This is a genomic window from Methylobacterium hispanicum (genome assembly GCF_022179285.1).
In the GTDB taxonomy this organism is placed as follows: Bacteria; Pseudomonadota; Alphaproteobacteria; order Rhizobiales; family Beijerinckiaceae; genus Methylobacterium; species Methylobacterium hispanicum.
Map to the genome: position 1 here is coordinate 250,967 of NZ_BPQO01000002.1, position 25,383 is coordinate 276,349.

At 70.3% G+C, this 25,383-nt stretch carries 29 protein-coding genes and 1 other annotated feature; of the genes, 14 read left to right on the forward strand and 15 right to left on the reverse strand.

Going from position 1 to position 25,383, the window contains the following annotated elements; translation table 11 throughout:
- Window positions 1-388 precede the first annotated feature (388 nt).
- Window positions 389-712: an ArsR/SmtB family transcription factor gene (locus MFF56_RS03235; protein WP_238229431.1), complete on the forward strand. Its 324-nt coding sequence runs from the start codon at window positions 389-391 to the stop codon at window positions 710-712.
- 6 nt (window positions 713-718) lie between these two features.
- Here the strand turns inward: MFF56_RS03235 and MFF56_RS03240 are convergent, their stop codons facing one another.
- Together MFF56_RS03240 and MFF56_RS03245 are read right to left on the reverse strand one after the other, a co-directional pair.
- Window positions 719-2,035, reverse strand: coding sequence for an ATP-binding protein (locus MFF56_RS03240; protein ID WP_238229432.1), 1,317 nt, complete (start codon window positions 2,033-2,035; stop codon window positions 719-721).
- Complete coding sequence (locus MFF56_RS03245; RefSeq protein WP_238229433.1) at window positions 2,032-2,694, reverse strand: response regulator; 663 nt, start codon at window positions 2,692-2,694, stop codon at window positions 2,032-2,034. The genes MFF56_RS03240 and MFF56_RS03245 overlap by 4 nt, the downstream gene beginning before the upstream one ends.
- Window positions 2,695-2,796: 102 nt before the next feature.
- On the opposite strand from MFF56_RS03245, the gene dsbD reads away from it, so the two are divergent.
- The 9 genes from dsbD (at window position 2,797) to MFF56_RS03290 (ending at window position 9,771) form a co-directional block, all read left to right on the forward strand.
- A complete protein-coding gene (dsbD, locus tag MFF56_RS03250; protein ID WP_238229434.1) occupies window positions 2,797-4,536 on the forward strand; it encodes a protein-disulfide reductase DsbD in 1,740 nt (579 codons plus the stop codon).
- Between the two features lie 40 nt (window positions 4,537-4,576).
- Window positions 4,577-5,212 (forward strand): DsbA family protein, encoded by a 636-nt coding sequence (locus MFF56_RS03255; RefSeq protein ID WP_238229435.1) that lies wholly within the window; start codon window positions 4,577-4,579, stop codon window positions 5,210-5,212.
- A complete protein-coding gene (locus MFF56_RS03260) occupies window positions 5,212-6,060 on the forward strand; it encodes a L,D-transpeptidase (protein WP_238229436.1) in 849 nt (282 codons plus the stop codon). Before MFF56_RS03255 ends, MFF56_RS03260 begins: the two co-directional genes overlap by 1 nt.
- A complete protein-coding gene (locus MFF56_RS03265) occupies window positions 6,047-6,508 on the forward strand; it encodes a DsrE family protein (RefSeq protein ID WP_238229437.1) in 462 nt (153 codons plus the stop codon). Before MFF56_RS03260 ends, MFF56_RS03265 begins: the two co-directional genes overlap by 14 nt.
- Window positions 6,509-6,761: 253 nt before the next feature.
- Window positions 6,762-7,187, forward strand: coding sequence for a YeeE/YedE family protein (locus MFF56_RS03270; protein ID WP_238229438.1), 426 nt, complete (start codon window positions 6,762-6,764; stop codon window positions 7,185-7,187).
- 3 nt (window positions 7,188-7,190) lie between these two features.
- Window positions 7,191-7,637, forward strand: coding sequence for a YeeE/YedE family protein (locus MFF56_RS03275; RefSeq protein ID WP_238229439.1), 447 nt, complete (start codon window positions 7,191-7,193; stop codon window positions 7,635-7,637).
- Window positions 7,634-8,443 carry a sulfite exporter TauE/SafE family protein gene (locus MFF56_RS03280; protein WP_238229440.1) on the forward strand — a complete coding sequence of 270 codons (810 nt, stop codon included), beginning with the start codon at window positions 7,634-7,636 and terminating at the stop codon, window positions 8,441-8,443. Before MFF56_RS03275 ends, MFF56_RS03280 begins: the two co-directional genes overlap by 4 nt.
- A gap of 21 nt (window positions 8,444-8,464) precedes the next feature.
- Window positions 8,465-9,376, forward strand: a complete 912-nt coding sequence (locus MFF56_RS03285) for an MBL fold metallo-hydrolase (protein ID WP_238229441.1) — start codon at window positions 8,465-8,467, stop codon at window positions 9,374-9,376.
- 11 nt (window positions 9,377-9,387) lie between these two features.
- Complete coding sequence (locus tag MFF56_RS03290) at window positions 9,388-9,771, forward strand: rhodanese-like domain-containing protein (RefSeq protein WP_238229442.1); 384 nt, start codon at window positions 9,388-9,390, stop codon at window positions 9,769-9,771.
- A gap of 112 nt (window positions 9,772-9,883) precedes the next feature.
- On the opposite strand, the gene MFF56_RS03300 is transcribed toward MFF56_RS03290, so the two are convergent.
- From MFF56_RS03300 to MFF56_RS03320, 5 genes are all read right to left on the reverse strand, one after another.
- Entirely contained in the window at window positions 9,884-10,654 is a 771-nt protein-coding gene (locus MFF56_RS03300) for a potassium channel family protein (RefSeq protein ID WP_238229443.1), read from the reverse strand.
- Window positions 10,655-10,702: 48 nt separating this feature from the next.
- Window positions 10,703-11,905 (reverse strand): Na+/H+ antiporter NhaA, encoded by a 1,203-nt coding sequence (gene nhaA / locus MFF56_RS03305; RefSeq protein ID WP_238229444.1) that lies wholly within the window; start codon window positions 11,903-11,905, stop codon window positions 10,703-10,705.
- A gap of 250 nt (window positions 11,906-12,155) precedes the next feature.
- Window positions 12,156-13,640 carry a SulP family inorganic anion transporter gene (locus tag MFF56_RS03310; protein WP_238229445.1) on the reverse strand — a complete coding sequence of 495 codons (1,485 nt, stop codon included), beginning with the start codon at window positions 13,638-13,640 and terminating at the stop codon, window positions 12,156-12,158.
- A 107-nt stretch (window positions 13,641-13,747) separates the two neighbouring features.
- Window positions 13,748-13,803 (reverse strand) — a sequence feature (sul1 is cis-regulatory element that is thought to sense ions involved in sulfur or methionine metabolism; They are found in Alphaproteobacteria).
- Between the two features lie 459 nt (window positions 13,804-14,262).
- Window positions 14,263-14,541, reverse strand: a complete 279-nt coding sequence (locus tag MFF56_RS03315) for a hypothetical protein (protein WP_238229446.1) — start codon at window positions 14,539-14,541, stop codon at window positions 14,263-14,265.
- A gap of 22 nt (window positions 14,542-14,563) precedes the next feature.
- Window positions 14,564-14,764, reverse strand: a complete 201-nt coding sequence (locus MFF56_RS03320) for a hypothetical protein (protein ID WP_238229447.1) — start codon at window positions 14,762-14,764, stop codon at window positions 14,564-14,566.
- A 197-nt stretch (window positions 14,765-14,961) separates the two neighbouring features.
- On the opposite strand from MFF56_RS03320, the gene nhaA (MFF56_RS03325) reads away from it, so the two are divergent.
- Both nhaA (MFF56_RS03325) and MFF56_RS03330 read left to right on the forward strand, forming a co-directional pair.
- Window positions 14,962-16,134 (forward strand): Na+/H+ antiporter NhaA, encoded by a 1,173-nt coding sequence (nhaA, locus tag MFF56_RS03325; RefSeq protein ID WP_238229448.1) that lies wholly within the window; start codon window positions 14,962-14,964, stop codon window positions 16,132-16,134.
- A gap of 75 nt (window positions 16,135-16,209) precedes the next feature.
- Window positions 16,210-17,514 (forward strand): DUF2254 domain-containing protein, encoded by a 1,305-nt coding sequence (locus MFF56_RS03330; RefSeq protein ID WP_238229449.1) that lies wholly within the window; start codon window positions 16,210-16,212, stop codon window positions 17,512-17,514.
- A gap of 447 nt (window positions 17,515-17,961) precedes the next feature.
- Here the strand turns inward: MFF56_RS03330 and MFF56_RS03335 are convergent, their stop codons facing one another.
- The 6 genes from MFF56_RS03335 to MFF56_RS03360 form a co-directional block, all read right to left on the reverse strand.
- Window positions 17,962-18,627 (reverse strand): response regulator transcription factor, encoded by a 666-nt coding sequence (locus MFF56_RS03335; protein ID WP_238229450.1) that lies wholly within the window; start codon window positions 18,625-18,627, stop codon window positions 17,962-17,964.
- An 18-nt stretch (window positions 18,628-18,645) separates the two neighbouring features.
- Window positions 18,646-20,718 (reverse strand): PAS domain-containing sensor histidine kinase, encoded by a 2,073-nt coding sequence (locus MFF56_RS03340; RefSeq protein WP_238229451.1) that lies wholly within the window; start codon window positions 20,716-20,718, stop codon window positions 18,646-18,648.
- On the reverse strand, window positions 20,702-21,037 hold the full coding sequence (locus tag MFF56_RS03345; RefSeq protein WP_238229452.1) for a hypothetical protein: 336 nt from the start codon (window positions 21,035-21,037) through the stop codon (window positions 20,702-20,704). The genes MFF56_RS03340 and MFF56_RS03345 overlap by 17 nt, the downstream gene beginning before the upstream one ends.
- A 139-nt stretch (window positions 21,038-21,176) precedes the next feature.
- Window positions 21,177-21,392, reverse strand: a complete 216-nt coding sequence (locus MFF56_RS03350) for a ribosome modulation factor (protein WP_238229453.1) — start codon at window positions 21,390-21,392, stop codon at window positions 21,177-21,179.
- Between the two features lie 186 nt (window positions 21,393-21,578).
- Entirely contained in the window at window positions 21,579-22,076 is a 498-nt protein-coding gene (locus MFF56_RS03355) for a PRC-barrel domain-containing protein (protein ID WP_238229454.1), read from the reverse strand.
- An 86-nt stretch (window positions 22,077-22,162) separates the two neighbouring features.
- Window positions 22,163-22,591: a hypothetical protein gene (locus MFF56_RS03360; RefSeq protein WP_238229455.1), complete on the reverse strand. Its 429-nt coding sequence runs from the start codon at window positions 22,589-22,591 to the stop codon at window positions 22,163-22,165.
- A gap of 875 nt (window positions 22,592-23,466) precedes the next feature.
- Here MFF56_RS03360 and MFF56_RS03365 point away from each other — a divergent pair.
- Both MFF56_RS03365 and MFF56_RS03370 read left to right on the forward strand, forming a co-directional pair.
- Window positions 23,467-23,634 (forward strand): hypothetical protein, encoded by a 168-nt coding sequence (locus MFF56_RS03365; RefSeq protein ID WP_238229456.1) that lies wholly within the window; start codon window positions 23,467-23,469, stop codon window positions 23,632-23,634.
- 123 nt (window positions 23,635-23,757) lie between these two features.
- On the forward strand, window positions 23,758-24,504 hold the full coding sequence (locus tag MFF56_RS03370) for a MauE/DoxX family redox-associated membrane protein (RefSeq protein ID WP_238229457.1): 747 nt from the start codon (window positions 23,758-23,760) through the stop codon (window positions 24,502-24,504).
- 112 nt (window positions 24,505-24,616) lie between these two features.
- Here MFF56_RS03370 and MFF56_RS03375 read toward each other — a convergent pair whose 3' ends face one another.
- Complete coding sequence (locus tag MFF56_RS03375; protein WP_373324016.1) at window positions 24,617-25,015, reverse strand: response regulator; 399 nt, start codon at window positions 25,013-25,015, stop codon at window positions 24,617-24,619.
- Between the two features lie 222 nt (window positions 25,016-25,237).
- Entirely contained in the window at window positions 25,238-25,372 is a 135-nt protein-coding gene (locus tag MFF56_RS32065; RefSeq protein ID WP_283207400.1) for a hypothetical protein, read from the reverse strand.
- Window positions 25,373-25,383 lie beyond the last annotated feature (11 nt).

Below are 25,383 nucleotides of genomic sequence, written 5' to 3' on the forward strand. Positions count from 1 at the left end.
GGTAGGGCGGATGCACCACGTGCCGTAAACCCTGCGATCAAGATCACCAACATCACCGCCTTGCCGCTGCTGACCGTGCCGACGCGTAGCTGTTTGATAGCCGAGCCATTGTTCTGACTTCGAACACCAAAGTTCCGCACTGCGGCAACTTAGAGTAAATAAGGGCCGCCATCGCTAAGGCGGCCCTTATTCGTTGCTACCGGCTCAAATCAGCCCGTGGTCGCTCCGCCCGCCCACTTCGGGGACGACGCTAGCAAGGCGGCACCGGTGAGCCGCGATGGCCTTCCGGGCGAAGCCGAAAAAGGGCGACAAGGAAGTGGGCGCAGCTGGTGACTTCATATTAGAAATACCTAAATAAGGTAATTCTGACATACCGGAACATCGACCGATGGACGCCGTCACGCCGACCGACCTGATGCGCCTGCAGGACAAGGCCGCCGACGCGGCCCGCCTGCTGCGTCTCCTCGCCAACGAGAAGCGGTTGCTGATCCTGTGCCTGCTGGTCGCCCGCGGCGATATGGACGTGACCAGCCTCGCCGGGGAGGTCGAGCTCAGCCAGTCGGCCCTGTCGCAGCACCTCGCCAAGCTGCGCGAGGACGGGTTGGTCGCGTTCCGGCGCGAAAGCCAGACGATTTACTACCGGCTTGAGGACCCAAGGGCTGCGCGGGTGTTGGCGACCCTCAAGGACATCTTCTGCCCGGAGCTCGGCTGACCGATCTCAGGCCGGTACAATCTCAGCCTCAAGGCCCGGGCGATCCGTCCGATTGCGCAGCCGCAGGCTCAGGCCACTCCGGCGGGACGCCATCTCGGCGATGGCGAGGCCGAGGCCGCTACCCGTCGCGCTCTTGTGGCGCCCCCGGAAGAACCGTGTCGTGACGTGGGGCAGCTCGTCCTCCGGAATGCCCGGTCCCTCGTCGCGAACGACGATGCCCCCGCCACCCGGCCGGGCGACCCACGCCACCGTGCCCGTCTCCATGTGCTGCACGGCATTCTCGTGTAGGTTCCGGACGGCGAGGCGCAAGCCCTCCGGGTCGGCCCGCAGCATGTAGCCCTGTAGCCCCGGGTCGATCTGAGTTCGAACCCCGGGTGGCGTCCGCATCCCCTCCACGGTCTCCGTCACCAGCGCACCGACGTCGACCTCCGCGAGGGAAGGCGCTTCCCCGGCGGCATCGAGCCGGGCGGCGTCGAGCAACTGGCGGACGAGGCGCGTGGTCCGGTCGACGGCCGCCAGGATCTGGCGCAGCGCCGCCTTAGCCACGTCCGGGTCGGTGGCAGCCATGGCGACCTGGGCCTGGACCTTGAGGCCGGCGAGCGGTGTTCGCAGCTCGTGCGCGGCGAAGGCCGTCACCTCCCGTTCGTGCCGGCGTGCCGATTCGACCTTGAGGAATAGCCCGTTCAGGGCGTCGGCCAGGGGACGCACCTCCGCCGGCGCCAGATTTGTGTCGATCGCACTCATTTCGTCGGCGCCGCGACCTGCCAGGTCCCGCGCCATCAGCCGCAAGGGACGCAAGCCCCGCCCGAGGCTCGCCCAGATCAGCATGCCGAGCAGCGGCACCATCAGGATGGCGGGCGTGACCAGGCCCATGATGAGGTCGGTGACGAGGCGCTCGCGCAGGCCGAGGCGGTCGCCGACTATCACGCGAACGCCCTTGTCGGCGTCCTCCACCGTGAAGACACGCCAGGTCTCGCCGTCGACCTCGCGCTGCGAGAAGCCCGCCGGCGCGTCGGTCAGGCGCCGTTCCGGGGCCCCGGTCGACCGCGCGACCATGCGTCCGTCGAGCGACCAGATCTGGCAGGAAAGCTGCCGCTCGTAGGCCGTCGGGGCCGGGAAGGTTCGGGCCCCCCCGTTCGGGTCCATGCCGCCAACCGCGCCCACCAGGGAGCTGACCATGCGGGCGGCTTCCTGCAGGCGGTTGTCGAGGACCTGCTCCACCTCGCGCTTCGAACCGAGGTAGATCCAGGCGACCGCGCTGAGCCAGATCAGGCCGGTGGCCAGGACGAGGATGGCGAAAAGCCTGACGCGCAGCGACCTCATGCGGGTGCCCTCATCCGGTATCCAAGGCCTCGGACCGTCTCGATGGCGTGCTTGCCGATCTTGGCGCGCAGGTTGTGCACGTGGACCTCGACCGCGTTGCTCTCGACCTCCTCCTGCCAGCCGTAGAGCCGCTCCTCCAGCTCGGCCTTGGACCGAAGCACGTCAGGTCGTTCCATGAGGGCCGCCAGAACCATGACCTCGCGCCGGGAGACGGCGACCGGCAAACCGTCGACGGTGACGGCGAGGCTACCGGGGTCGAGCCGGATGGCGCCGTGCTCCAGGATCGCCGCGGCCCGACCCGAGGCCCTCCGGACGACGGCGCGGATGCGGGCGGAGAGCTCGTCGAGGTCGAAGGGCTTGCCGAGGTAGTCGTCGGCGCCACCGTCGAGCCCGGCGATCCGGTCCGACACGGCGTCCCGGGCCGTCAGCAGGACGACCGGCGTCCGGTCGTTCCGTCGCCGAAGCCCCCGCAACACGTCGAGGCCAGAGCCGTCGGGCAGCATCAGGTCGAGCACGATGGCCGAGAACGCGCTCGTGGCCAGCGCAGCCTCGGCGTCGGCGCAGGTCGCGACGCAATCGACCGTCGCCCCGCCCAGACCCAAGCCAGCCCGGAGCCCGTCCGACAGGATGGTGTCGTCCTCGACGACGAGGATGCGCATGCGTGTCTCCCTTCACCGCCCCCATCCTCCGGGCACCGCTTAAGCCTGGCTTAAGCTGCGTTTCCGACCCGCGGCGGGCCGATCCGAGCCCAGACCCCGCCCATGCCGAACGTGTTCACTCACCTCATCCTCGCCGCCCTGGTCTGGACCGGCTCCTCGCTGTGGTCGCCGGGGCAGTGCCGCGAGCCCGGTACGCTGCCGACGCCGTTCACCGTCGATGCGGCCCGCGACCCTGACCTCTCGCTGCGCCTGCGATGGACTATCGCCCCCGGCACCTACCTCTACCGGGACAAGATCGCCGCCACCGACGCGAGCGGCCGGGAGCTTCCCGTCAGCACCCAGCCCGGCGAGACCAAGGACGACCCGAACTTCGGGCCGACGGAAGTCTATCACGGCGCAACGGAGGCCATCGTGCCGGGCGCGGCTCTCGCGGGGGTGCGCGAGGTGCGCGTCACCTATCAAGGCTGTGCCGAGAAGGGCATCTGCTACCCGCCGATGAACAAGGTCTTCGAGGTGCCCGCGCCAGGTCCGCAGGCGACCGCCGCGACGCCGGCAACGGACGCGCAGCCCGAGCCCGAGAGGGGCCTGCTCTCGGGCCATCTCGCGGGCGTCCTGGCGACCTTCCTCGGGCTCGGCCTGCTCCTGGCCTTCACCCCTTGCGTGCTCCCGATGGTCCCGGTGCTGGCGGGCATGCTGGCCCGGTCCGGGGAGCGGCTCTCGGCCGGACGAGGTTTTGTACTCTCCGGCACCTACGTGCTCGCGATGGCGCTGGCCTACGGGACCCTTGGTGTGGCGGCGGCATGGTCCGGGCGCAACCTCCAGGTCGCGCTCCAGACCCCTGCCGCGCTCGGGCTCCTCGCCGCGGCCTTCGTCGCCCTGGCGCTGTCGATGTTCGGGGCGTTCGACCTGGCGCTGCCGTCCGGCGTCTCCGGCCGGCTGTCACGCCTGAGCGGGCGTAGGTTCGGCGCGCTCGGCGCCGCCGCCGTCATGGGCTTCACCTCCGCCCTGATCGTCGGGCCCTGCGTGACGCCGCCACTCGCTGCGGCCCTCCTCTACGTCGCCAAGACCGGCGACGTGGCGCGCGGCGCCGCCGCCCTGTTCGCGCTCGGCCTCGGCATGGGCCTGCCGCTGATCGCGTTCGGGACGTTCGGGGCGGGGATACTGCCGAAGTCAGGCCCTTGGCTGGTCGCGGCCAAGCAGGCCTTCGGCGTGGTCTTCCTCGGTTTGGCCATCACGATGGTCTCCCGCCTTGTGGCCGCCGAGGTCTCCCTTGTGCTCTGGGGGATGCTGGCGATCGGCATCGGCGCATTCGTCGGGGCGTTCGACGTCGTGGCAGAGGGCGCCCCGAGCCGGCTTGGCAAGGGCGCCGGTATCGTTGCCGTGACCTACGGCTGCGCCCTCGTCGTCGGCGCCGCGAGCGGCGGGACCGACCCGCTCCGGCCGCTCGCCGGCCTCGGCCGGACGCAGGCGGTCCACGTCGAGGAGAGCCGGACGGTCTCCTCCGTCCCGGCGTTCGAGGCAGCCCTCGCGGCGGCCCGTACCGAGGGCAAGCCGGTGCTCGTCGAGTTCGCCGCCGATTGGTGCACCGTCTGCAAGACGAACGAGCGGACGGTGCTGGCCGATGCCGGCATCCAGGCGAGACTGAAGGCCGTCTCGGTCATCCGCGCCGACGTCACCCGCGACGACGATGCCACCCGTGCCCTGATGCGGCGCTTCGAGGTCGTCGGACCGCCGACCCTCATCCTGATGCGCCCCGACGGCGACGAGGTCCGCGAGGCCCGCACCGAAGGCGAGCTCACGGTCGATGACCTGAAGCGCCGCCTCGCCCTCGTCGGCGCCTGAGCCGCTCCCTTTCGGAAAACCGACTTCCAAGGAGAACACCATGGATCGCAGGACCCTGCTCGCCCTTCTGCCCGCCGTCGCGCTCGCGCCCGCCCTGCTTTCGCTGGCGCCCCCCATCGAGGAGGCTTTCGCCCAGGGCGTCGACCCGAACGCCATCCTCAACGACCCGGAGGTGCCGGTCTCGGGCAATCCAAAGGGTGACCTGACCATCGTCGCCTTCCTCGATTACAATTGCCCCTTCTGCAAGAAGGCCGAGCCCGACCTCACCCGCTTGGTGAAGGCGGACGGGCGCATCCGCCTCGTCCACAAGGACTGGCCGATCCTCGGGGACGCCTCCGTCTACGGCGCCCAGCTCGCCCTCGCGGCGAAGTACCAGGGCCGCTACGACGAAGTGCACCGCGCGCTCATGGCGATCCCAGGTCGCAAGCTTCCCAGGGAGCGGATGCTGGAGGCGGTGGCCGCGTCGGGCGTCGACGTCGCTCGCCTGGAAGAGGACCGGAAGGCGCACCAAGCCGAGATCGCGGCCCTGCTCCAGCGCAACCTCGACCAGGCCGACGCCCTGGGCCTCCAGGGAACGCCGGTCTTCCTGATTGGCCAGCTCAAGGTCGCGGCGGCGCTCGATTACGACGGCTTCAGGCAGGCGGTCGCCCAGGCCCGGGCGCGGGGTCGCTCGTGATGCCGCGGCCCCTCCGCCTTACGACGTTGATCGCGCTCGCCTCGGCGCTCGGCGCCTGCTCGACCTCGCAGGGGGCTCCGGCCCCCGTCGCGGAAGCCCGGCCGCAGATCACCCCGGAGGTCTTGCGCCGGTACGCCGCCGTCACGGACGAACCCTTCCCGGTCGAGGCGGTCGACCCGCGCGACCTCAAGGCTCGCAACGTCCGCCAGTTGGTCGACTACCCGTCGAAGGAGCCGCCCGGCACCCTCGTCGTCGATCCATACAAACGCTTTCTCTTCCTCGTCATGGAGGGCGGCAAGGCGATGCGCTACGCGGTCGGGGTGGGCAAGGCCGGCTTCGAGTTCACCGGCGAGGCGACCGTCGCCCGCAAGGCGTCCTGGCCACGCTGGACGCCGACGCCTGACATGCTCCGGCGTGATCCGGAGCGGAACGGGCGCTGGGCCGGCGGCATGCCGGGCGGCGACAGGAACCCGCTCGGGGCCCGGGCGCTCTACCTGTTCAAGGACGGCAAGGACACGCTGTACCGCATCCACGGCACGACGGAGCCGTGGAGCATCGGCGAGGCGGTGTCCTCGGGATGCATCCGCATGCTGAACCAGGACGTGATCGACCTGCACCGGCGCGTCCCCACCGGCACGAAGGTGGTGGTGCTCGGGGCCCGAGGCACCGTCCACGCCCCACGGCCAAAAGCGCCGGAGACGACGGGCAGCCTCGGGAACGGCGCATCCTCCGAACCGAAGCCGGACGACGGCCTCGATCATGCGGGGCTAGACAACCTATCGCGCAGCGCGTCGGAAGCACCCGAGCCTCCGGCCTACGACAGGAAGGCGGACGATGACGGTCTTTAGCAGCCTGATGATCGCGGTCGTTCTTGCGACCCTGGGCTTAGGGGAGGCCCATGCCGGCTCGGAGGCGCCGGCCGGGTACTATGCCGACCAGAAGGTGGTCTACCATAACGACGGCGGCCCCGACGGAGCCACCTACTTCAAGCGCCTGCTCGGCAACCTGCGCAACCACATCGAGGCCGTGGGCAAGTCTCACGTCGAGATCCGCGTGGTAAGCCACGGCGACGGGGTCGCGCTCTTCCAGTCGGCCGCAAGCGACAGGGAGGTCGCCGCCCGCATCGATGCGCTCAAGGGAATGGGCGTTCGGTTCCTCGTCTGCGCCTATACCCTGCGCGAGCGGAAGATTGACCGTGGAACGCTCTACGGCGTTACCGAGGACGACGTCGTGCCGAGCGGCGCCGCCGAACTGGCGCGGCTGCAGGGCATGGGGTTCGCCTACATCCATCCCTGAGCTGGTCGAACGGGGGAAGATGATCCTCCCGTCGGCATCGACGCCACGCCATCGATGGCGTCCGCCCAAAGGCCAAGGCTTCTGTGCGCCATCGCACCCCCGCAGCGCATCCCAATCCAGGCCGTCGGTTTCACGCTTGCCATTACATTAGATGATGCTAAATAAGAGTCATCTAATGTAATGGTTTGGCAGGGGAGGACGTCTCTTGCAGCCAGCCGGGCATCCCCCGGACCACCGCCTGGGAGCGACCACCATGGATGGCTTCACGCCTGTCAGCGCCCTCGCCGGCGGTGCCTTGATCGGCACCTCCGCGGCCTTGTTCCTGCTCCTCAACGGACGGATCGCCGGCATCAGCGGCATTCTCGGCGGCCTCCTAACCCCGCCGCCTCGCGAGACCGGCTGGCGCGCCGCCTTCGTGGCAGGACTCGTCCTGGCGCCGTTCGCCTACGCCGGCCTGGGTGGCAGCCTGCCGCCGGTGACGGTGGATGCCTCGTTCCCGCTGCTCGCCGTCGCCGGCCTGCTGGTCGGGTTCGGATCGCGCCTCGGTGCCGGCTGCACGAGCGGCCACGGGGTCTGCGGCATCGGCCGTGGCTCGCCCCGCTCCGTGGTCGCCACCGGCACCTTCATGGCCGTCGCCATCCTAACCGTCCTCGTCGTGCGCCATCTCGTCGGAGCCTGAGCCATGGCTAAGACCGCCTCCGCCTTCGCCGTCGGCCTCCTGTTCGGCCTCGGCCTCCTCGTCTCCGGTATGGCCGATCCGGCCAAGGTCCTTGCCTTCCTCGACGTGACCGGGCGCTGGGACCCGAGCCTCGCCTTCGTAATGGCTGGCGCCGTCGCGGTCTCGGCGACGGGCTATCTCGTGGCGCGGCGCCGTGGGCGGCCGTTGCTCGCCTCCCGGCTTGAGATCCCGAACCGGCGCGACCTCGACCCGCGCCTGATCGCCGGCGCCGCGGTGTTCGGTATCGGCTGGGGCCTCGTCGGCCTGTGCCCGGGGCCCGCGCTCACCCTGCTGACGGTAGCACCGGCGCAGGCGGTGACCTTCGTCGTCGCCATGGTCGTCGGGATGCTGGCGTTTCGCCTTCTCCCGGCGGCAGCCCCGAAGCCGGAGGTCCAGGGAGCCGACGCATGACGCCCGGCCTGCTGACATCCGGCCTAGCCGCCGGCTCGGGCGGGGTCGTCGGCGTGATCCTCGGTCTCGTCGGCGGGGGTGGCTCGATCCTGGCCGTCCCGCTCCTGACCTACGTCGTCGGCGTGTCCTCGCCACATGTGGCGATCGGCACCAGCGCCTTGGCGGTCTCGGTCAGCGCGGCCGGCAACCTCGTCCCGCAATGGCGGGCTGGGAACGTGAAGTGGCGATGCGCGGCGGCGTTCTCGGTCGCCGGCGTCCTCGGCGCGCTGGCCGGCTCGGTCGCTGCGAAGGCGGTCGACGGGCAGAGCCTCCTGGCCCTGTTCGGGATCGTGATGCTGGTGGTCGGGAGCCTGATGCTGCGCAAGCGGCGCGGCGACGGCGACCCGGAGGTGCGCCTGACCAAGGCCAACGCCCCGGTACTCCTGCCCTGGCTGCTCGGCATCGGGTTCGCGGTCGGCCTGTTCTCCGGCTTCTTCGGCATCGGCGGGGGATTCCTCATCGTGCCGGGCCTGATGCTGGCGACGTCTATGCCGCTGACGATGGCCATCGGCACCTCGCTTGTGGCGGTCAGCGCCTTCGGGGCGGCGACCGCGGCGAGCTACGCCGCCTCCGGCCTGATCGACTGGCCGTTGGCCGGGCTGTTCATCTCGGGGGGCGTGCTCGGCGGCCTCGCCGGCACGCGCCTCGGCCAGCGGCTCGCCGGGCGCAAGCGCGCCCTGACCGTCACCTTCGCCGGCCTCGTCATCCTGGTCGGTCTCTACGTCGTCGCCCGCGGGGCCCTGCCGCTCCTCGGCTCCAACACCTGAACCTGGAAAAGGAGGCGTTTCATGTCGGACCAGACCATTGAAGCCCTGCGCGGGCATCCCATCGTGACCGGCTTCCATGACGAGCCGACCGGCAGCATCCAGTACGTCGTCGCCGATCCCGGGACGAAGCGCTGCGCCATCATCGACCCGGTGCTCGACTTTGACCCGAAATCCGGCGCGACCGCCACCCGGTCCGCCGACGCCCTGCTCGCCCACATCGAGCGCGAAGGCTACGAACTGGAGTGGATCCTCGACACCCACCCGCACGCCGACCACTTTTCGGCGGCCGGCTACCTGCACGACAAGACCGGCGTCCCGACCGCCGTAGGCGAGAAGGTCGTCGACGTGCAGCGGCTCTGGAAAGGGCTCTACAACCTGCCCGACACGTTCCGGACGGACGGTTCGCAGTGGGACCGGCTGTTCGCTGACGGCGAGCGCTTCCGGATCGGCGACCTCGACGTCGAGGTGCTGTTCACGCCGGGCCACACCCTGGCCTCCATCGCCTATCGGGTCGGCGACGCCGCCTTCATCCACGACACGCTGTTCATGCCCGACAGCGGCTCGGCGCGGGCCGACTTTCCGGGCGGCAGCGCGCACGCGCTCTGGCACAGCATTCAGCGCATCATGGCGCTGCCGGACAAGACGCGGCTGTTCACCGGGCACGATTACCGCCCGGACGGGCGCGAGGCGGCCTGGGAGAGCACGGTGGCCCGGCAGCGGGCCGAAAACCCGCACCTCGTCGAGACCCCGACCGAGGAGGCGTTCGTCCGCATGCGCGAGGCACGCGACCGCGAACTGCCGATGCCCAAGCTCATCCTGCATTCCCTGCAGGTGAACATCCGAGGCGGCCGCCTGCCCGAGCCCGAGACGAACGGCAGGCGTTACCTGAAGATTCCGCTGGACGCCCTCGACGGCGCGGCCTGGGGCGAGTGACGGAGGAAGCTATGACCATGAGAAGCGCAAAGGATTTGGTGGCGGAAGCCAACCGCGAGGTTGAGACCCTGTCGGCCGAGGAGGCGCTCGCACGCCTCGGCCAGCCCGACACGATGCTCGTCGATGTGCGCGAAGGCGAGGAATTGGCCAAGACCGGCAGGATCGCCGGCGCGGTCCATGTGCCGCGGGGCTTCCTAGAGTTCCAGGCCGATCCGGAGAGCCCGACCCATAAGGCCGAGCTCGGCGGCAGGCGCCTGGTTCTCTACTGCGGCTCCGGCAACCGCTCGGCCCTTGCCGCCAAGGCGCTCAACGACATGGGCCTCGGGCCGGTCGCCCATGTAGCCGGGGGCTTCCCGGCACTGGAGAAAGCGGGGGCGACGGTCGAACCGGCCTAGGAGCGGCTTACCTCGTCGATTGCCACTACGAGCGGAAGGAGCGGGAGTCGGAACGGCTGCAGGCGATGGCCGCCGATATCGGGGGCGCGAGGCGCTGACGCCGGGCGTCGGCTCAGTTCGCCCCCTCGTCGGGGATGCTGAGGAGGTGACCGCACGCCTTGCAGTGGACGGCATCCGGCTCGTGCCGCTGCAACCCGCAGGCGGTGCAGGGATAGCGCACCTTATAGGGGCGGAACACCACCTGCGCGAGGCGGAAGAACAGCGTCACGCCGCAGATCATCACGAAGACCGACAGCAGCCGACCCGTCGTCCCGGGCAATGTGATGTCGCCGTAGCCGGTCGTCGTGAGCGACGTCACCGTGAAATAAAGGGCATCGACGGGCGTGCGGATCGCTGGGTTGCCGCCGTGTTGGGTGGCGTAGACTATGCCCGTCATGACGAACACGAACACCACCAGGTTCGTGGCCGCCAGGATCGCGTCCTCGTTGCGGCGGAACAGGTCGCTGTCCTGCCGCAGCCGCTCCAGCAGGTGGTAGGTGCGCAGCAGGCGCAGCGTCCGCAGGATGCGAAGGAAGCCGACGCCCTCGACGACCACCGGCGCGACGAACGAGGCCACCGCCACGAGGTCCGTCCAGGTGCTCAGGTGCCGGAACTCGCGCAGCGGCGCGCGGCTGATGAGGAGGCGGGCGGCGAAATCGGCCAGGACGCAGGCGCCCACCGCCAGGTCGCAGGCGACGATCCACGGCGACAGCGGCAGGAACGAGGTGACGACGACGAAGGCGATGGTCGCCACGTCGAATACGAGCAGGGCGTAGCGGAAGCGGTGCGCTCCCGGCGTGTCGCCTTCGTACAGTTCGCGCAGCGTCGCTTTGGGTGATGTCATCGGGGTCGAGGCGCGAACTTTGAAGGTGGGAGTCCTGCGTAGGCCGGTTCAGTGCCGGGACGGATGGGCCGGGGCGAACCACAGCACCAGCGCCCCGGCGGCCATGCACGCCAGCGAGCCGATCAGCACGCCGACCTTGGTCTCGGCCTCCAGGGCCGGGGCGTTCGCGAAGGCGAGCAGGCCGATGAACAGGCTCATGGTGAAGCCGACGCCGCAGAGGAGCGAGACGCCGTAGACCTGCGGCCAGGTCGCGTGCGCCGGCCGCTGCGCCAACCCGAGCCTCACCGCGGCGAGGACGAGGCCGAACACGCCGACCTGCTTGCCGACGAACAGGCCGAGGGCCACGCCGAGCGTCACCGGGTCGAGCAGCATGCGTGGTGTGATCCCGGCGAGCGACACGCCCGCGTTGGCGAAGCCGAAGACGGGCAGGATGAGGTAGGCTGACCAGGGATGGACCGCGTGCTCTAGGATGTGCAGCGGCGAAGTTGGGTCGTCCGGCTTGCCGACGCTTAGCCGCAACGGGACCGTCAGTGCCAGCAGCACGCCCGCGATGGTCGCGTGGACGCCCGACCTGAGCACGAATACCCACAGCACCACGCCGAGCAACAGGTACGGCCAGAGGCGGGCCACGCCGGCCTTGTTCATCCCGTAGAGGACCGCGAGCGTGAGGGCCGCGCCACCGAGCATCGGAAGCGACAGGTCGGCGGTGTAGAACGCCGCGATGATGAGGACGGCGCCCAGGTCGTCGATGATGGCGAGCGCCGTCAGGAAGACCTTGAGGGAAACCGGCACCCGGGAGCCGAGCAGCGCCAGCACGCCCAGGGCGAAGGCGATGTCGGTGGCGGCGGGGATGGCCCAGCCCCGCAGGGTCTCGGGCGAATTCCAGTTCACGGCGGCGTAGACCAGGGCCGGGGCCGCCATGCCGCCGAGCGCGGCCAGCCCGGGCAGGACGCGGTCGGGCCAAGTGCGCAGGCGCCCGTCGAGCACCTCGCGCTTGATCTCCAGTCCGACGAGCAAGAAGAACACCGCCATCAGCGCGTCGTTGATCCAGTGCAGCACCGAGAGCGGGCCGACGTAGGCCTTCAGCGCGGCGAAGTAGGTGTCCGCCAGCGACGAGTTGGCGATCACCAGGGCGAGCGCGGCGCTCGCCATCAGGACGAGGCCGCCGCCGGCATCGCCGGTCAGGACGTTGCGCAGGGCCGACAGGGGACGGCGGCGAGGCCGCAGAACGATGTGCGAAGGCGACGCCACGGGCACGGGTCTCCGGCGCTGGCGGCCCGACCAGCGCTCGTCCTGCCGGCCCGACCGACGGACCGCGCACCCTGCGCGGGCTATCGCATCGAAGCGGGATAGGGACAACCCGTCCCGCTTCGGATCCCCAGGAGAGGGACGCCGGAACCCGCCATGGTGTCGTGAGAAGGGCGGCAGGTCACGCCCGAGCGGCCTCGGGTCGGGCGGTATGGGCACGGGTCATCGCCTGCGCCCATGCCTCTTCCTAGGTTCAGTGACCGGGGGCGGCCAGCGCAGCCCCCGGCTTGTCATGGGTGCCGAGCCGTTCGACCATCGTGGCCGTGGCCTCGTTCATGCCGATGACGTCGACTGGGATGCCGTGGTGCCGAAACTTGAGCACGACCCGGTCGAGCGCGTTGATGCTGGTGATGTCCCAGAAGTGCGCAGCCGTCAGGTCGAGCACGACGCCCCGGAGGTCCTCCTTGCGAAAGTCGAAGGCGGAGTGGAACGCCTCTGCGGTCGCGAAGAAGATCTGGCCGGTCACCTTGTAGGTGCGCACCGCACGGGCCTCGTCACGCGAGGACGCGACGCCGAAGAACTTGGTGACCTTGTGGGCGAAGAACAGGCCGCTGAGGATCACCCCGAACAGCACGCCCTTGGCGAGGTCGTGGGTGGCCACGACGACCACGACGGTGCCGAGCATGACGAAGCTCGACGACTTCGGATGGGTCACCAGCGTGCGGAAGGACTTCCACTGGAAGGTGTTGATCGAGACCATGATCATGACCGCGACCAGCGCCGCCATGGGAATCTGCGCGACGTAGGGGCCGAGCACGACGATAAGGAACAACAGGAACACGCCGGAGAACAGGGTCGAGAGCCGTTGCCGGCCGCCGGAGGAGACGTTGATCACCGACTGGCCGATCATGGCGCAGCCGGCCATGCCGCCGAGGAGCCCGGAGGCGATGTTGGCGACGCCCTGGCCGGTGCACTCGCGGTTCTTGTTCGAGGTCGTGTCGGTCATCTCGTCGACGATAGCCGCGGTCATCAGGCTTTCCAGGAGCCCGACCATGGTCAGCGTCAGCGACACCGGCAGGATGATGCGCAGGGTCTCCCAGGTGAACGGCACCTGCGGCAGGGCCACCCAGGGCAGCTCGCTCGGCAGCGCGCCCATGTCGCCGACCTTGTGGATGCCGAGGCCGAGGTACATCGAGACCCCGGTCAGCAGGACGATGGTGACCAACGGCGAGGGCACCGCCTTGGTGAGGTACGGCAGGCCGTAGATGATGCAGAGGCCGACCGCCGTCATCAGGTAGACGGTGGTGCCCTGGCCGATGAGTTCCGGCATCTGCGCCAGGAAGATCAGGATGGCCAGGGCGTTGACGAACCCGGTCACGACCGAGCGCGAGACGAACCGCATGAGGTTGCCGAGCTGGAGCGCGCCGGCGGCGATCTGGAGAAGGCCGGTGAGGATGGTGGCGGCGAACAGGTAGCCGACGCCATGGTCCTTCACGAGGCCGACCATCAGGAGCGCCATGGCGCCGGTCGCGGCGGAGATCATGGCGGGCCTGCCGCCCGCGAAGGCGGTGACGACGGCGATGCAGAAGGAGGCGTAGAGGCCGACCTTCGGATCGACGCCGGCGATGATGGAGAAGGCGATGGCCTCCGGGATGAGGGCGAGGGCCACGACGGCGCCCGCCAGCAACTCGCGCGTGACGTTCGGAGCCCACTCGCTCCGTAGGTGGACGAGATCCATTGTTGTGAAAGGCTTTCCTTGTCCCAGGCGCGTTCGGTACGTCGCATGGGGCGCGCAACAGGGCCGGTCGGCCTCCTCGGAGGTCCGCAACTCAGCACCACAATTTGCGTTGTCCGGCGGATCGGCGGCCGGAAGAGCCACCCGGGCTTTCACCGGGTCCGGTCTTGTGGGACGAACATAACCCGAGAGTTCGCTGCGGCGCAATACGGCAGGTACGTTCGATTGGCGACCTGGGCTTCGGAGGACTCTGGGTTCCCGTCAGAGGTCGATGGCACCGAGAGCCGCTCCGATGGCGAGAAGGCCACCAGGCACGGCTGCGAAGATCGCGCGTGCCCGGACCCAGGCACCACCCTCGTTGTCGTTACAAGCCGTCGGTGGCGTGCAGGGTCGACGCCGCCACTTGCGGGTCGAGCAGGGTGCTTCCCGGAAGCTCGGCGTGGGCGGGCTATCGGACTGGTGGCGACACGACATAGGCGAACCGCGGCGGTGTTGCTGCCTTCCTGCGGGACGGCTCCGGGATACTACAAGGCTCGCCGCTCACCGCCAGTACGTCTTGGTACCAATCGGCCCTGGCGACGACCGACAGGAAGCGCTTGGCACCCTGGCTGGGCATCCGCGCGCGTCATCCGGCCCGGCGGGCGTAGCGTCCCTCGTCGCGAGGCTCGAAGTAGCGCCCGAACGACACCCGCACGTCCATCTTCTTCTTGAGCGTGCCCGGCGTCAGGGGCTCCTTGTGCAGCGCGGCGCCGCGGTGGGTCACAGCCCTGAGCTCGGGCAGGATCTCGACAGGCGTCAGGGGCCCCCGCTCGAATAGGAGCTCGGCTATCTCCTGCATGACGCGGTCCCAGAGTTCCTCGGCGTGGAAGCGGTCGAGCTGGTACTCGACCTCAGCGAGGCGCACCTGGACGCGCCCGGCCTCGTCCTCAGCAGCCTTGGCCGGGGTGGCGAGCGCGCCGTTCCCAGCCTGAAGATTTGTAGCCTTCTGGCCCGACCATTCCGTTCAGAGGCCGCTTGCGAGCGAAGAGCTGCCATTCCAGCGGTTGTTGCAGAAGGTCTGCTTGTGGCGCGAAGCCGTCGTTCAGCGGGCAGATGCTCAACAGCACTTTTCCATCCTCGACGGCCATTCACATGGTCAAGCTGTTTGGTTTCCGACCTCAGCGGCGCAGGTTGTGCCAACTGCGCTTCGATGCGATAGGCCGCGCGAGGGTGCGCGGTCCGTCGGTCGGACCGGCAGGACGAGCGCTGGTCGGGCCGCCAGCGCCGGAGACCTGTGCCCGTGTCGTCCTCCCCCCATGCAGTTCCGCGGCCTCGTCGCCGTCCCATGTCGGCCCTGCGCGACACGCTCGTCAGCGAGGCCGGCGGCGGCCTCGTCCTGATGGCCTCCGCGGCGCTCGCGCTCGTGGTGGCTAACTCGCCGCTCGCCGACACCTACTTCGCCGCGCTCAAGGCCTATCTCGGCCCGCTCTCGGTCCTGCACTGGATCAATGATGCCCTGATGGCGGTGTTCTTCCTGCTCGTCGGGCTGGAGATCAAGCGCGAGATGCTGGACGGCCGCCTGCGGACCTGGCCCGACCGGGTGCTGCCGGGGCTGGCCGCGGCGGGGGGCATGGCCGCCCCGGCCCTCGTCTACGCCGCCGTGAACTGGTCCTCGCCCGAGACGCTGCGGGGCTGGGCGATCCCGGCCGCCACCGACATCGCCTTCGCGCTCGGCGTGCTGGCGCTGCTGGGGTCGCGGGTGCCGGTGTCGCTGAAGGTGTTCCTGACGGCCCTCGCCATCCTCGACGACCTCGGCGCGGTGCTCATCATCGCGGTGTTCTACACCGCCGACCTGTCGCTTCCGATGCTGGGCGGGGCCGCCCTGGTCCTCGCCGTGCTCTACGGGTTGAACAAGGCCGGGGTGGCACGGCTCTGGCCCTACCTCCTGCTCGGCGTCATGCTTTGGGTCCTCGTACTCAAATCGGGGGTTCACGCCACCGTCGCCGGCGTGCTGTTGGCGATGACGGTGCCGTTGCGGCTGAGCGTCGGCAAGCCAGACGACCCGACCTCGCCGCTCCACATCCTCGAACACGCGGTCCAGCCGTCGTCGGCCTACCTGATCCTGCCGGTGTTCGGCTTCGCCAACGCGGGCGTGTCGCTGGCCGGGTTCACCCCGCACATGCTGCTCGATCCGGTGACGCTCGGCGTGGCGCTCGGCCTGTTCGTCGGCAAGCAGGCCGGCGTGTTCGGGCTCGTGCTGGCCGCGGTGAGGCTCGGGCTGGCGCAGCGCCCGGCCCACGCGACCTGGGCGCAGGTCTACGGCGTCTCGCTTCTCTGCGGAGTCGGCTTCACCATGAGCCTGTTCATCGGCCTGCTCGCCTTCGCGGACGCCCCGGCCCTGGAGGCCGAGGTCAAGATCGGCGTGCTCGCCGGCTCGGTCGCCTGCATGGTGGCCGGGGCGCTCGTCCTTCTGGTTGCCGCCCCGAGGGAACAACGCGGGCGGCGGGACCTTGCCTGAGCCGGAACGGGTTCGCGAAGCTGGCCGGGTGACCATCGGTCCCCGGCGTCTGGACAGCAGGGGAAAGGGTCGCCGGTGAGGGCGAGGATACGGGCCTGGATCGAGTTCCTGGGCGACCAGTTCTGGCTACGGCCGGCCCTGGTCGTGCTGGCCTGCATCGGCTTGGCGCAGGCGGCCGTGTGGCTGGAGACGGCGCACATCGCCGGCTACGACCCATCCTCCCCGGACGCGAACTGGGGCTGGGCCGGGGGTGCCGAGGGCGCGCGGGCGCTGCTCAGCGCGGTGGCCTCCTCCACCATCGGGGTGGCGGGCACCACCTTCTCCATCACCATCGCCGCGCTGACGCTGGCCTCGAACCAGATGGGGCCGCGGCTGCTGCGCAACTTCGTGCGCGACGCCCGCAACCAGCTCGTGCTCGGCATCTTCCTCGGCACCTTCGCCTACGCGCTGATGGTTCTGCGCACGGTGCGCACCGTCGAGGAGGACACCTTCGTCCCGCACCTCGCCGTCTCGGGTGCCGTGCTGCTCGCGCTGGTCTCTCTCGGGACGCTGGTTTGGTTCGTCCACCACGTCGCCATCAGCATCAACGTCGAGACGGTGGTCGACGCCGTCCACCGCGACCTCTGCGCGGCGGTCGAGGCACGGACCCGCGACGAGGCCGACGTCCAGCCGCCGGCGACGGCACCGAACGGCGCCCCGGTTGCGCCGGCGGCGGGGGGCTACCTGCAGGCGGTCGACACGGAGAGCCTCGCCAACTGGGCGCACGAACGGCGCGTCGTCCTTGCCCTGAGGGTCCGGCCGGGCGACTTCGTGCCGAGGGGATTCCCGGTCGCCTTCCTCTCCGCGGGCTTCGAGGACGCTGCCGAGGCGGTCGCCCGGTCGCTCACCTTCGGGCGGCGCCCTGCTGCGCTTCAGGACCTGGAATACTCGGTGCGGCAGCTCGTCGAGATCGCGGTGCGGGCGCTTTCGCCCGGCATCAACGACCCGATGACGGCGGGCAGTGTGCTGGACCACCTGGGCGACGCCCTGTGCCGGATCGCGCCCCGCCATCTGCCGACGGGGGCCGTAGCCCGCGAAGGCCGTGTCGTGCTCGTCCACCCGGTGACGGACTACGATGGCCTGTGCGACGCGATGTTCCACATGATCCGCCAGAACGCCGCCGGCTCGGTCCACGTGCTCGCCCGGATGCTGGACGTGTTGGCCCGCGCCGCGGAGGTCGAGCGGCTGACCTCGCGGCTGTCCGAGCTCGGGCGCCATGCCGACCTCGTCCTGGCCGCCGCGCGGCGCGACGTCGCCGACCCGAACGACCTCGCCGACCTGGAGGAACGGCACGCTCGCTTCGTCCAAGTGCGGACCGGAGCGGGCCGATCCGTCGGGTGAACCGCCGCCGCACGCTAGGTCGATGAAACCGGAGTGCTTGCGGGGTCGACCCGTTGGGATCAAGCGGCGGCCGTACAAGTTGAGCGAAGGACCGCGCCTGACGAGGATTCGATGATCGACAAGCCGAAATATGGTTCGACCCTGGCACGCTCGCTCGTAATCATTCCGTTGATGGGCTTCGCAGGCGGCTTGGTGCCGCAACCGGCTGCTGCGCGGGACGGGGGACCGGTGGATCGCGCGCGGGCACTCACGAAGGACCGCAGCCTCCCCAAGGCAAAGCCCGGCGCGGTCGGGACGCCTCCGATCATCACGAGGAGGGGCTCCTCGGTCCCGGGTACGCCCGCCCCGTCGAAGGCGCGCGACGCCAGGAGCCGTTGATCGCCGGGGAGCGGTCTGCGGCAGGTCCGTTCGGCCCGTGGCGCGCGCGGCGGGGTGAGAGGGACGGCGCTACCGCAAGGCCAAGGCGTCGAACCAGCCGTGCGCCGCGCCGTAGCGGATGATCTCGGCGCGCGTCCGCAACCCAAGCTTTTCGGCGGCCCGCGCCTTATAGGTCTCGACCGACTTCACGCTGACGTCGATGCGCCGGGCGATCTCCTTGTTGCTGAAGCCTTGCGCGATCAGCCGGAGGGTCTCGGCCTCGCGCGGGCTCAGCGGCTCGCGCCCTTCCGCTGCGCCCGGGCGCCCGTCCGAGCCGGAGGTTTCCGCCAGGGCGTGGCCGGCGATGGACGGGTCGAGGAAGACGCCGCCCGAGGCCACGGCCCGGACCGCCCGGAGCAGGTCGTCCGCCGCCGAGCGCTTGAGGAGGTAGCCGCGCGCGCCGGCCCTCATCAGCGGCTGCACGTAGGCCGCGTCCTCGTGGACGGTCAGCACCAGCACCCGGGTGCCGGGGCATTCGCCCGTCACCCGCTCCGTCAGTTCGAGGCCGTTCAGGCCGGGCATCGAGACGTCGATCACGGCGACGTCGGGCGCGACGGCGCGGATCATCGGCAGCGCCTCGCCGCCGTCGGTGGCCTCGCCGACGAGCTCAACCTCGGGGTCGGCGTTGAGCAAGGTCCGGATGCCCGCGAGGACGACCGGATGGTCGTCGGCCAGGACGACGCGGATACGGTCCATGCTGGTCCCTCTCGTGGGTCAGGCAGCGGGTGCCACCGGGATGCGGACGAACAGCGTGGTGCCGACGCCCGGGGTTGCCTCCAGCGTGAGCGTGCCGTTCAGGAGGGTCAAACGCTCGCGGATGCCCGAGAGACCCAACCGCGGTTCGGTCGGCGTGCGCCCCAAGGACGGGGCAGAGCTTGAGCCAGGTTCGAAGCCGACGCCGTCGTCCTCGATGATGACCTGGACCTCGTCCGGGCGACGGTCGACGCAGACGCTGACGGTGGCCGCGCGAGCGTGCTTGAGGACGTTGGTGAGCGCCTCCTGCACGATCCGGTAGACTGCGCTCTCGACGGCCGCCGGAAGGCGGGCGGCCTCTCCGACGAACTCCAGGTCGGACCGGACGCCGTGGCGCTGGCCCCACTCGCGCAGCAGCGTCGCCAGCGCCTCGCGCAGCCCCAGGTCGTCCAGGGCGGTCGGGCGCAGATCGACGGCGGCGCGGTGGATGTCGCGCCCGACCTCGCCGGCGAGGCGCTGCAGCCATTGGATCTGCCGTCCGGCCTCGGCCGAGCCCCCCTGCGCGTCGAGCAGCCGTTCCAGCCCCTTGAGGCCGAGCGACAGGCCGGTCACCGTCTGCCCGACCTGATCGTGCAGCTCGCGGGCGATCCGGCGCTGCTCGTTCTCCTGCGCCTCGCCGAGGCGGCGCAGCAGGTCGAGCCGCTCCGCCTCCGCGCGCTTGCGCGGCTCGATGTCCGAGACCACGCCGTAGACGAGCACGGCTGGGTCCTCGTTCTGAAGCCGGGGCGCTCGCCCGGTCAGGCGCACCCAGCGCGACGCCGAATTCGCCCGGAAAACCCGGAACTCCACGTCGAGAGGCACACCCTCGCCGAGGCTTCGCCGCACCTCCGCCGCCATCCGCTCCCGGTCGCCGGCATCGACCGCCCGGAAGGCGATGTCGGCATCCGCGGTCATCTCACGCCCCTCCGGCACCTCCGCTTCCCAACCCAGGAGCTCGGCAGCGCGTCGGGAGGCGGTCACGGTCTCCTCGGCTGTATCCCATCGCAGGGTGCCGAGCTCCGCGGCCTCGGCGGCGACGGCGCCCTGCTCCTCGCTCGACCGCAGCGCCAGGGCGAAGCGCGCCCGCTCGCCCGCCCGGCGTTGGGCCATGTCGCGGCCGACCAAGCCGACCAGCGCGAGGCCGAGGCCGATGCTGAGTACGCTTCCGCCGGCCAGCACGAGGTAGGAGCGCGAGACCGGTGCGTTCAGCGTGGCGACCGGCATGCCGAAATGCACCGACCAGCCGCCGGTGTCCTTCAGGGTGCGGTAGACGACCTCGACGTCCGGCCCCTCCAGCGTCGATCCCGTGTAGAACCCCTGAGGCGCCCGCCGGATGGCAGCCAGCAGGGCGGCGCCGGCCGGGTGGCCGAGTTCCTCCGCCTCGGCCCGGGTGCGGGCGATGGTGTTGCCCGCCGCATCGACGATGGTCCCGACCCAGCCCTCCGGCGCGCCCGCGTCCCGAAGGATCGAGCTGACCGCGTTCGTGGCGAGGCCGACCGAGAGGACGTAGCGGAGCGTTCCGTCCCGGACGACCGGCACCCGCAGCGCGACGAGGCGCTTGCCCGAGATCGGCCCGAGCGGCCCGATCCCGCCGACCACCGGCCGCCCCGTCCGCACCACCGCATCGAAGCTCGCGCGGTCGGCGGTGGGTCCGAGTTCGTCGTCGAGGGAGCGGAGCAGGTTGACGACCTGGACGCCGTCGGGACCGGCGAGCTCGACGGTCTCCCAGAGCGGGTGCTCCAACCTCAGTCGCTCGGCCTCGGCGTAGAAGGCGGCGAGGTCCGGCCGGTCGAGGCTCGCCGAGGCGGCCTCGGCTCTGAGGACCGCGACCTGCGTCGCGATGTCGGAGGCGACGCGCTCGGCCACCCGGGCGGCACTTGCCACGGCGGCGCTCCGGGTCAGTCCACGCTGCTGCTGCGCCATGAGCGTCGCCACCCAGCCGCTGAGCAGCAGCACGGGAATGGCGGCCGCCACCGCGAGCGCGACGAAGGTCCGTCCGTTGCCGCGATGGATCTCGGGCCGGCCGGCATCGCCGTTTTCACGTCCGGCGGTCATGCGGGGGTAACCGATCAGGGAGGGGCGTTGCGGACGAACCCGCCGGGAAAACCGGCCGAGCCATACTCCCTACCACATGGTCGGCCGAGACCACGCCGTCCTCGAAAGGCACGCCGACCATGCCGTCATCGGTCAGCACGCGCGGGTCGGTCACCGCCTGCTCGTCGCCGAGGAGGCGACGTCCCGACGCGATCACCTGCAGGACTTGACGGTCGCCCCCGGCGGCGGCGTTCCGCTCCAGGTCCCGCAGCCGCCCGATCAGGTTCGGCGGCGCGGTCGCACTGTCCTGCAGGCCGGCCTCGACCAGGGCGGTGACCACCCGTTCCAGGCGCCCGAAGGTCCGGCCCTCGAACGAGTGGGGTCGTTTCCGTCCCATCGTCCCTCCGTCGCCTTCCCGACGGTCCTCAAGCTTTGCTCTAGGGCCAGGGGAGCCTAGGGTGGAGGGGAAGGTCCGCGACCTAGACCAAGGTCGGCTCAACCGCCCCGTTGCGGGTCGCGGGGCTGCGGGCCGTCACGGCCGGATGCGGAACCCGCTCGGCGAAGTCCCAGGTCGATCCGTCGTAACCCTCGTACCAGGCCCGACGCTCGCGGGAGTCGGCCGGATGGGGGCAAGCATCCCGCGGGCGCCCGAGGGCCCGGGCGCGGGAACCCTGCATGATGACGTCCATGAGCATCGCCACTCTCTCCACCGCATCGACGTTTACGAAGCGGCTTCGAGTAGGGCCCGGACCTCGGCGGGCGACAAGCGGTTTCGCCTGGCGTCACCGTTCTCACCGACACCTGTCAGGTTCATCCCGACACCGCCCGGGTGCTGGAATGCTTGGGCGTGGCCCCGCGGACACGGGACCACGCGCCGGGGGTCAGGAGTTCTTGTTGTACTTGAACTCGGGCGCGTTCTTCAGCGCGTCCTTGTCGGTGTCGACCATCGCCTTGAGCTTGCCGTCCGCCTTGTGCAGGAAGATCGACGAGGGGTCGACCAGCACGTAGCGCTCGCCCATGCCCAGGAAGCCGCCGACGCTGACGACGACGCCGGTGACCGTCTTGCCGTTGTCGATGACGAGATCCTCGACCTCGCCGATGGTCTCGTTCTTGTTGTTGTAGAGGTTCTTGCCGACGAGCCTCGACGAGGTCACCTCGGCCGGCTTGGCGGTGACGAACTTGATCTTGGCGGTCGCGGTGTCGGCCATGGTCATGCCGCCCATGCCCCCGGCCGTCGTCGGCATCGCGGTGCCGGCCGGCGGCGTCTTCATCTGGTTGGTTTGGGCGTCGGCGGGCGGCTGCGCAGCCTTGTCCTGGGCGAGCGCGGGGCCGGCGAGCAGGGCACCGGCGACGAGGGTGGTCGTGAGAAGCGTCTTCATGGGTTCACCTCGGTCGTGTCGGGATGGTGTCCCTGGCGGAAGGAGCCGCCAGGGTGCAGGTGGTCATGTCCGCGAAACGGAGGAACTCAGTAGCCGCAGCCGTAGTAGGGGCGGCGAACGCCGTAGCCGTACCCGTATCCGACCGGGGCATAGCCGTAGCCGCCGTATCCCCCGTAGTAGGCCGGCCGGACCGCCGTTGCGGCGAGGCCGAGCCCGAGGCCGGCAGCCAAGCCGAGGCCGGGATAGCCGCGGCGGTAGCCGTAGCGTCGCCCGTAGCCGTACCGCGGACCTCCGAAGCCGACGCGACGGTACCCGCCGAAGCCGCGGCGATAGCCCCGGAAGCCGACCGACCGGTATCCCCGGAAGCCGTGGCGGACGCCCCGGAAGCCGCCGTGGTGCCCGGCGAAGCCGCCATGGTGAAAGCCATGGCCCCTGCCGAAGGGCCGCGCCTCGCTCGACGGCGAGAACAGCATCAGGCTCGATACGGCCGCGAGGGCCAGTGCGAGACGTCTCATCGGGTTTCAACTCCGTGATGGTGGTGGCTGACCCTTGCGGGCCACGACCGTGACGGGTTCGACGGGGTGGCCGGTTTGCCGGCCGCGGGCCGGACGTTCCTGCGCCGGACCGCCGGGGACGCTCGGGCTCAGCGCCCCTCTCTTCCCGCTCACCGGGTGATCTGTGGCACTAGGGATGGGCGCGCAGTCGGAGAAGACCGCATTCCTGTCGGGACAAACCTGACACGCCCCTGGGCACCGCCTCGGGGTCGGCTTGCGCGGCCGGTTTGGTTCACGAAAGCTTAGACCGTAGCCGCTGACCCTGCCGCCATCGTGCGGGCGGCGGTGTCCGGCCCGCCCCGCTCACAGGGACGAGGGAGAGACATGAGGACGGCCATCGTTCGGAAGGCTCGGCTCGTTTGGGCGAGGCGGGCGGCCTCAGGAAGCACGGTCGGCACGGGTGATGCCCAGGTGCCGGTGGTCCCGGCGGACGGGTCCATTGAGGATTGGGCACGCCTCGGCGGCGGGTTGGCATCGGCCGATGCCGATCTCCGGTGCGTCCTTGGCGGCACTGCCACGGGCGACCGCGGCACCCGATATCTCGGTCATGTCGTGTCGCCATCGCCATGACGCCGGATCGGGCCCGTCGGTCCTGCAAGCCCCGTCGTCCTGCCGACGGTGGCGGCGCTGGCCGAGCGAGTTGCCGGGTCCGGCCAACGACAACAGGGACGGCGCCACCCCGTGGCCGCTGTGGGCCGCGCTCGGGATCGCGGTGGGTCTGGTCCTGCTCGTCGGCCTGGCCGGTATCCTCGCGTCCTGAAGCCGGTCGCTCGCGAGCGCTGGCGGTCCACCCGGATTCGCATGCCCCGGAGCGAACCGGGCGAAGGAGACCCAACATGTCCCGTTCCATGTTCCGCAAGGGCCGCTGGCGGCACCTCGCCTTCGGGCCACGCCCAGCGGCGCCGCGCGCGTCCGATGTGGTCTTGGCCGTCGTCGCGACGTCCTTGCTCGCGGGTCTCTGCCTGCTGGCGGTGGCCAATGTCGCCGGCGACTTGGCAGGCTGACCGTCACGGGTTTCAGCGGCCCTCCCGGGCGGAGCCGGCGGACGCGGCACCGCCGCCCGTGCCCGATCCGAAGGTTCGCGGGTTGTCCCGCGAATGGGACCGCTGGCGAAAAGGAGCCGATCTATGCTCGACACCACCCGCAGGGCCATCGTCTACCGCATGGTTATGGAGAAGCACGTCTGCCCCTACGGCCTGAAAACGAAGGACCTCCTCGAACGCGAAGGGTTCACCGTCGACGACCACTGGCTGACGACGCGCGAGGAGACCGACACCTTCAAGGCCGAGCACGGCGTGAAGACCACGCCGCAAACCTTCATCGGCGGACAGCGCATCGGAGGCTACGACGACCTGCGGCGCCACCTCGGCAAGGAGGTCAAGGACCCCGACGCGACGAGCTACACGCCCGTCGTCGCCGTGTTCGCGATGACCGCCTTGATGGCGCTGGCCGCGAGCTACGCGGCCTACGGGACGCCGCTGACAATGAGGGCGGGCGAATGGTTCATCGCCTTCAGCATGTGCGTGCTGGCCATCCTCAAGCTGCAGGACGTCGAGACCTTCTCCTCGATGTTCCTAGGCTACGACCTGCTCGCCCGGCGCTGGGTCCGCTACGCCTACGCCTACCCGTTCTGCGAGGCGCTGGCCGGCGTGCTGATGGTGGCGGGCGCCTTGAACTGGCTGTCGATCCCGGTGGCCCTGTTCATCGGCACGGTCGGCGCCGTCTCGGTGGTCAAGGCGGTCTACGTCGACAAGCGCGAGATCAAGTGCGCCTGCGTCGGCGGCTCGGGAAGCGTTCCGCTCGGCTTCGTGTCGCTGACCGAGAACCTGATGATGGTCGGCATGGCGGTCTGGATGTTGGTCGCGCACGCCTGAGCGGGCCGTACGCGCAACAGCACGGGGTCCAACATCGGGAGGCCGATCAGGTGCCGTAGGGCAGTCTGGACGCGGCCGGTCGAGGGAATCGGCGCCGTGCCCGGCGCCGCGGTCAGGCCCGGCCCGGGGCCAGCCTGTGCCGCCGCCGTCCCGCCGCCTTGCGAAGCACGCGGGACAGTTCCTCGATGGAGTAGGGCTTGTGCATGAACTCGAAGCCGGACGTCCCCTTCCGCGCGAGGACGTGGCTGTAGCCGGAGGCGAGCACCACCGGCAGGTCCGGGTACCGGCGCCCGATCTCCCGGGCGAGGTCGATGCCGTCCATGCCCGGCATCACGACGTCCGAGAAGACGACGTCGAACGCGGCGTCCGCCTCGGCGAGCCGGGCGAGCGCGTCATCGCCGTTCCGCGCCCAGACGGTGCGGTAGCCGAGCTCGGCCAGCGCCTCGGTGGAGAACGCCCCGACCTCCTCGTTGTCCTCGACGACCAGGACGACGGCGCCATGGCCGTTCACGACCGGCTCCGCCGCCGCGGCTGGCGCCTGCGCGGGAGGAGATAGCCGACCTCCTCGCTGACAGGGGTCCCCTGACGCCGTCGGAGATCCTGCCGCGACTCGGGGCTGTGACGGTCCGCAACGCCACCCTGCACAAGGAGCCGCTCGCGCTGGGCACGCTCAAGAAGAAGATGACGTCCGCATCTTCCACGGTCGCTACTTCGAACCACGAGACGAGGGCCGCTACGCCCGGCGCGCAATCAGCGTCTCGTCGTGCTCCTCGATGGAGGCGAACGGGCGGCGGGTCGCCATCCGTTCGTCGAGGATGGCCCTGTGGCCGAAGTGGTGGTCGCTCGACCAAATGATTCTTGATGGCATCTGAGCCTCGC

Excerpts from the sequence above, each read along its gene's own strand:
- MFF56_RS03290 (WP_238229442.1), top strand. The coding sequence starts at position 9,388 with ATGACCATGAGAAGCGCAAAGGATTTGGTGGCGGAAGCCAACCGCGAG.
- MFF56_RS03335 (WP_238229450.1), bottom strand. The coding sequence starts at position 18,627 with ATGGACCGTATCCGCGTCGTCCTGGCCGACGACCATCCGGTCGTCCTC.
- MFF56_RS03265 (WP_238229437.1), top strand. The coding sequence starts at position 6,047 with ATGACGGTCTTTAGCAGCCTGATGATCGCGGTCGTTCTTGCGACCCTG.
- MFF56_RS03320 (WP_238229447.1), bottom strand. The coding sequence starts at position 14,764 with ATGGCCGTCGAGGATGGAAAAGTGCTGTTGAGCATCTGCCCGCTGAAC.
- MFF56_RS03300 (WP_238229443.1), bottom strand. The coding sequence starts at position 10,654 with ATGACATCACCCAAAGCGACGCTGCGCGAACTGTACGAAGGCGACACG.
- nhaA (WP_238229448.1), top strand. The coding sequence starts at position 14,962 with ATGTCGGCCCTGCGCGACACGCTCGTCAGCGAGGCCGGCGGCGGCCTC.
- MFF56_RS03240 (WP_238229432.1), bottom strand. The coding sequence starts at position 2,035 with ATGAGGTCGCTGCGCGTCAGGCTTTTCGCCATCCTCGTCCTGGCCACC.
- MFF56_RS03270 (WP_238229438.1), top strand. The coding sequence starts at position 6,762 with ATGGATGGCTTCACGCCTGTCAGCGCCCTCGCCGGCGGTGCCTTGATC.
- MFF56_RS03340 (WP_238229451.1), bottom strand. The coding sequence starts at position 20,718 with ATGACCGCCGGACGTGAAAACGGCGATGCCGGCCGGCCCGAGATCCAT.
- MFF56_RS03285 (WP_238229441.1), top strand. The coding sequence starts at position 8,465 with ATGTCGGACCAGACCATTGAAGCCCTGCGCGGGCATCCCATCGTGACC.
- dsbD (WP_238229434.1), top strand. The coding sequence starts at position 2,797 with ATGCCGAACGTGTTCACTCACCTCATCCTCGCCGCCCTGGTCTGGACC.
- MFF56_RS03255 (WP_238229435.1), top strand. The coding sequence starts at position 4,577 with ATGGATCGCAGGACCCTGCTCGCCCTTCTGCCCGCCGTCGCGCTCGCG.
- MFF56_RS03310 (WP_238229445.1), bottom strand. The coding sequence starts at position 13,640 with ATGGATCTCGTCCACCTACGGAGCGAGTGGGCTCCGAACGTCACGCGC.
- MFF56_RS03280 (WP_238229440.1), top strand. The coding sequence starts at position 7,634 with ATGACGCCCGGCCTGCTGACATCCGGCCTAGCCGCCGGCTCGGGCGGG.
- MFF56_RS03365 (WP_238229456.1), top strand. The coding sequence starts at position 23,467 with ATGTCCCGTTCCATGTTCCGCAAGGGCCGCTGGCGGCACCTCGCCTTC.
- MFF56_RS03355 (WP_238229454.1), bottom strand. The coding sequence starts at position 22,076 with ATGAAGACGCTTCTCACGACCACCCTCGTCGCCGGTGCCCTGCTCGCC.
- MFF56_RS03260 (WP_238229436.1), top strand. The coding sequence starts at position 5,212 with ATGCCGCGGCCCCTCCGCCTTACGACGTTGATCGCGCTCGCCTCGGCG.
- MFF56_RS03370 (WP_238229457.1), top strand. The coding sequence starts at position 23,758 with ATGCTCGACACCACCCGCAGGGCCATCGTCTACCGCATGGTTATGGAG.
- MFF56_RS03235 (WP_238229431.1), top strand. The coding sequence starts at position 389 with ATGGACGCCGTCACGCCGACCGACCTGATGCGCCTGCAGGACAAGGCC.
- MFF56_RS32065 (WP_283207400.1), bottom strand. The coding sequence starts at position 25,372 with ATGCCATCAAGAATCATTTGGTCGAGCGACCACCACTTCGGCCACAGG.
- MFF56_RS03360 (WP_238229455.1), bottom strand. The coding sequence starts at position 22,591 with ATGAGACGTCTCGCACTGGCCCTCGCGGCCGTATCGAGCCTGATGCTG.
- MFF56_RS03275 (WP_238229439.1), top strand. The coding sequence starts at position 7,191 with ATGGCTAAGACCGCCTCCGCCTTCGCCGTCGGCCTCCTGTTCGGCCTC.
- MFF56_RS03245 (WP_238229433.1), bottom strand. The coding sequence starts at position 2,694 with ATGCGCATCCTCGTCGTCGAGGACGACACCATCCTGTCGGACGGGCTC.
- MFF56_RS03350 (WP_238229453.1), bottom strand. The coding sequence starts at position 21,392 with ATGCTCATGGACGTCATCATGCAGGGTTCCCGCGCCCGGGCCCTCGGG.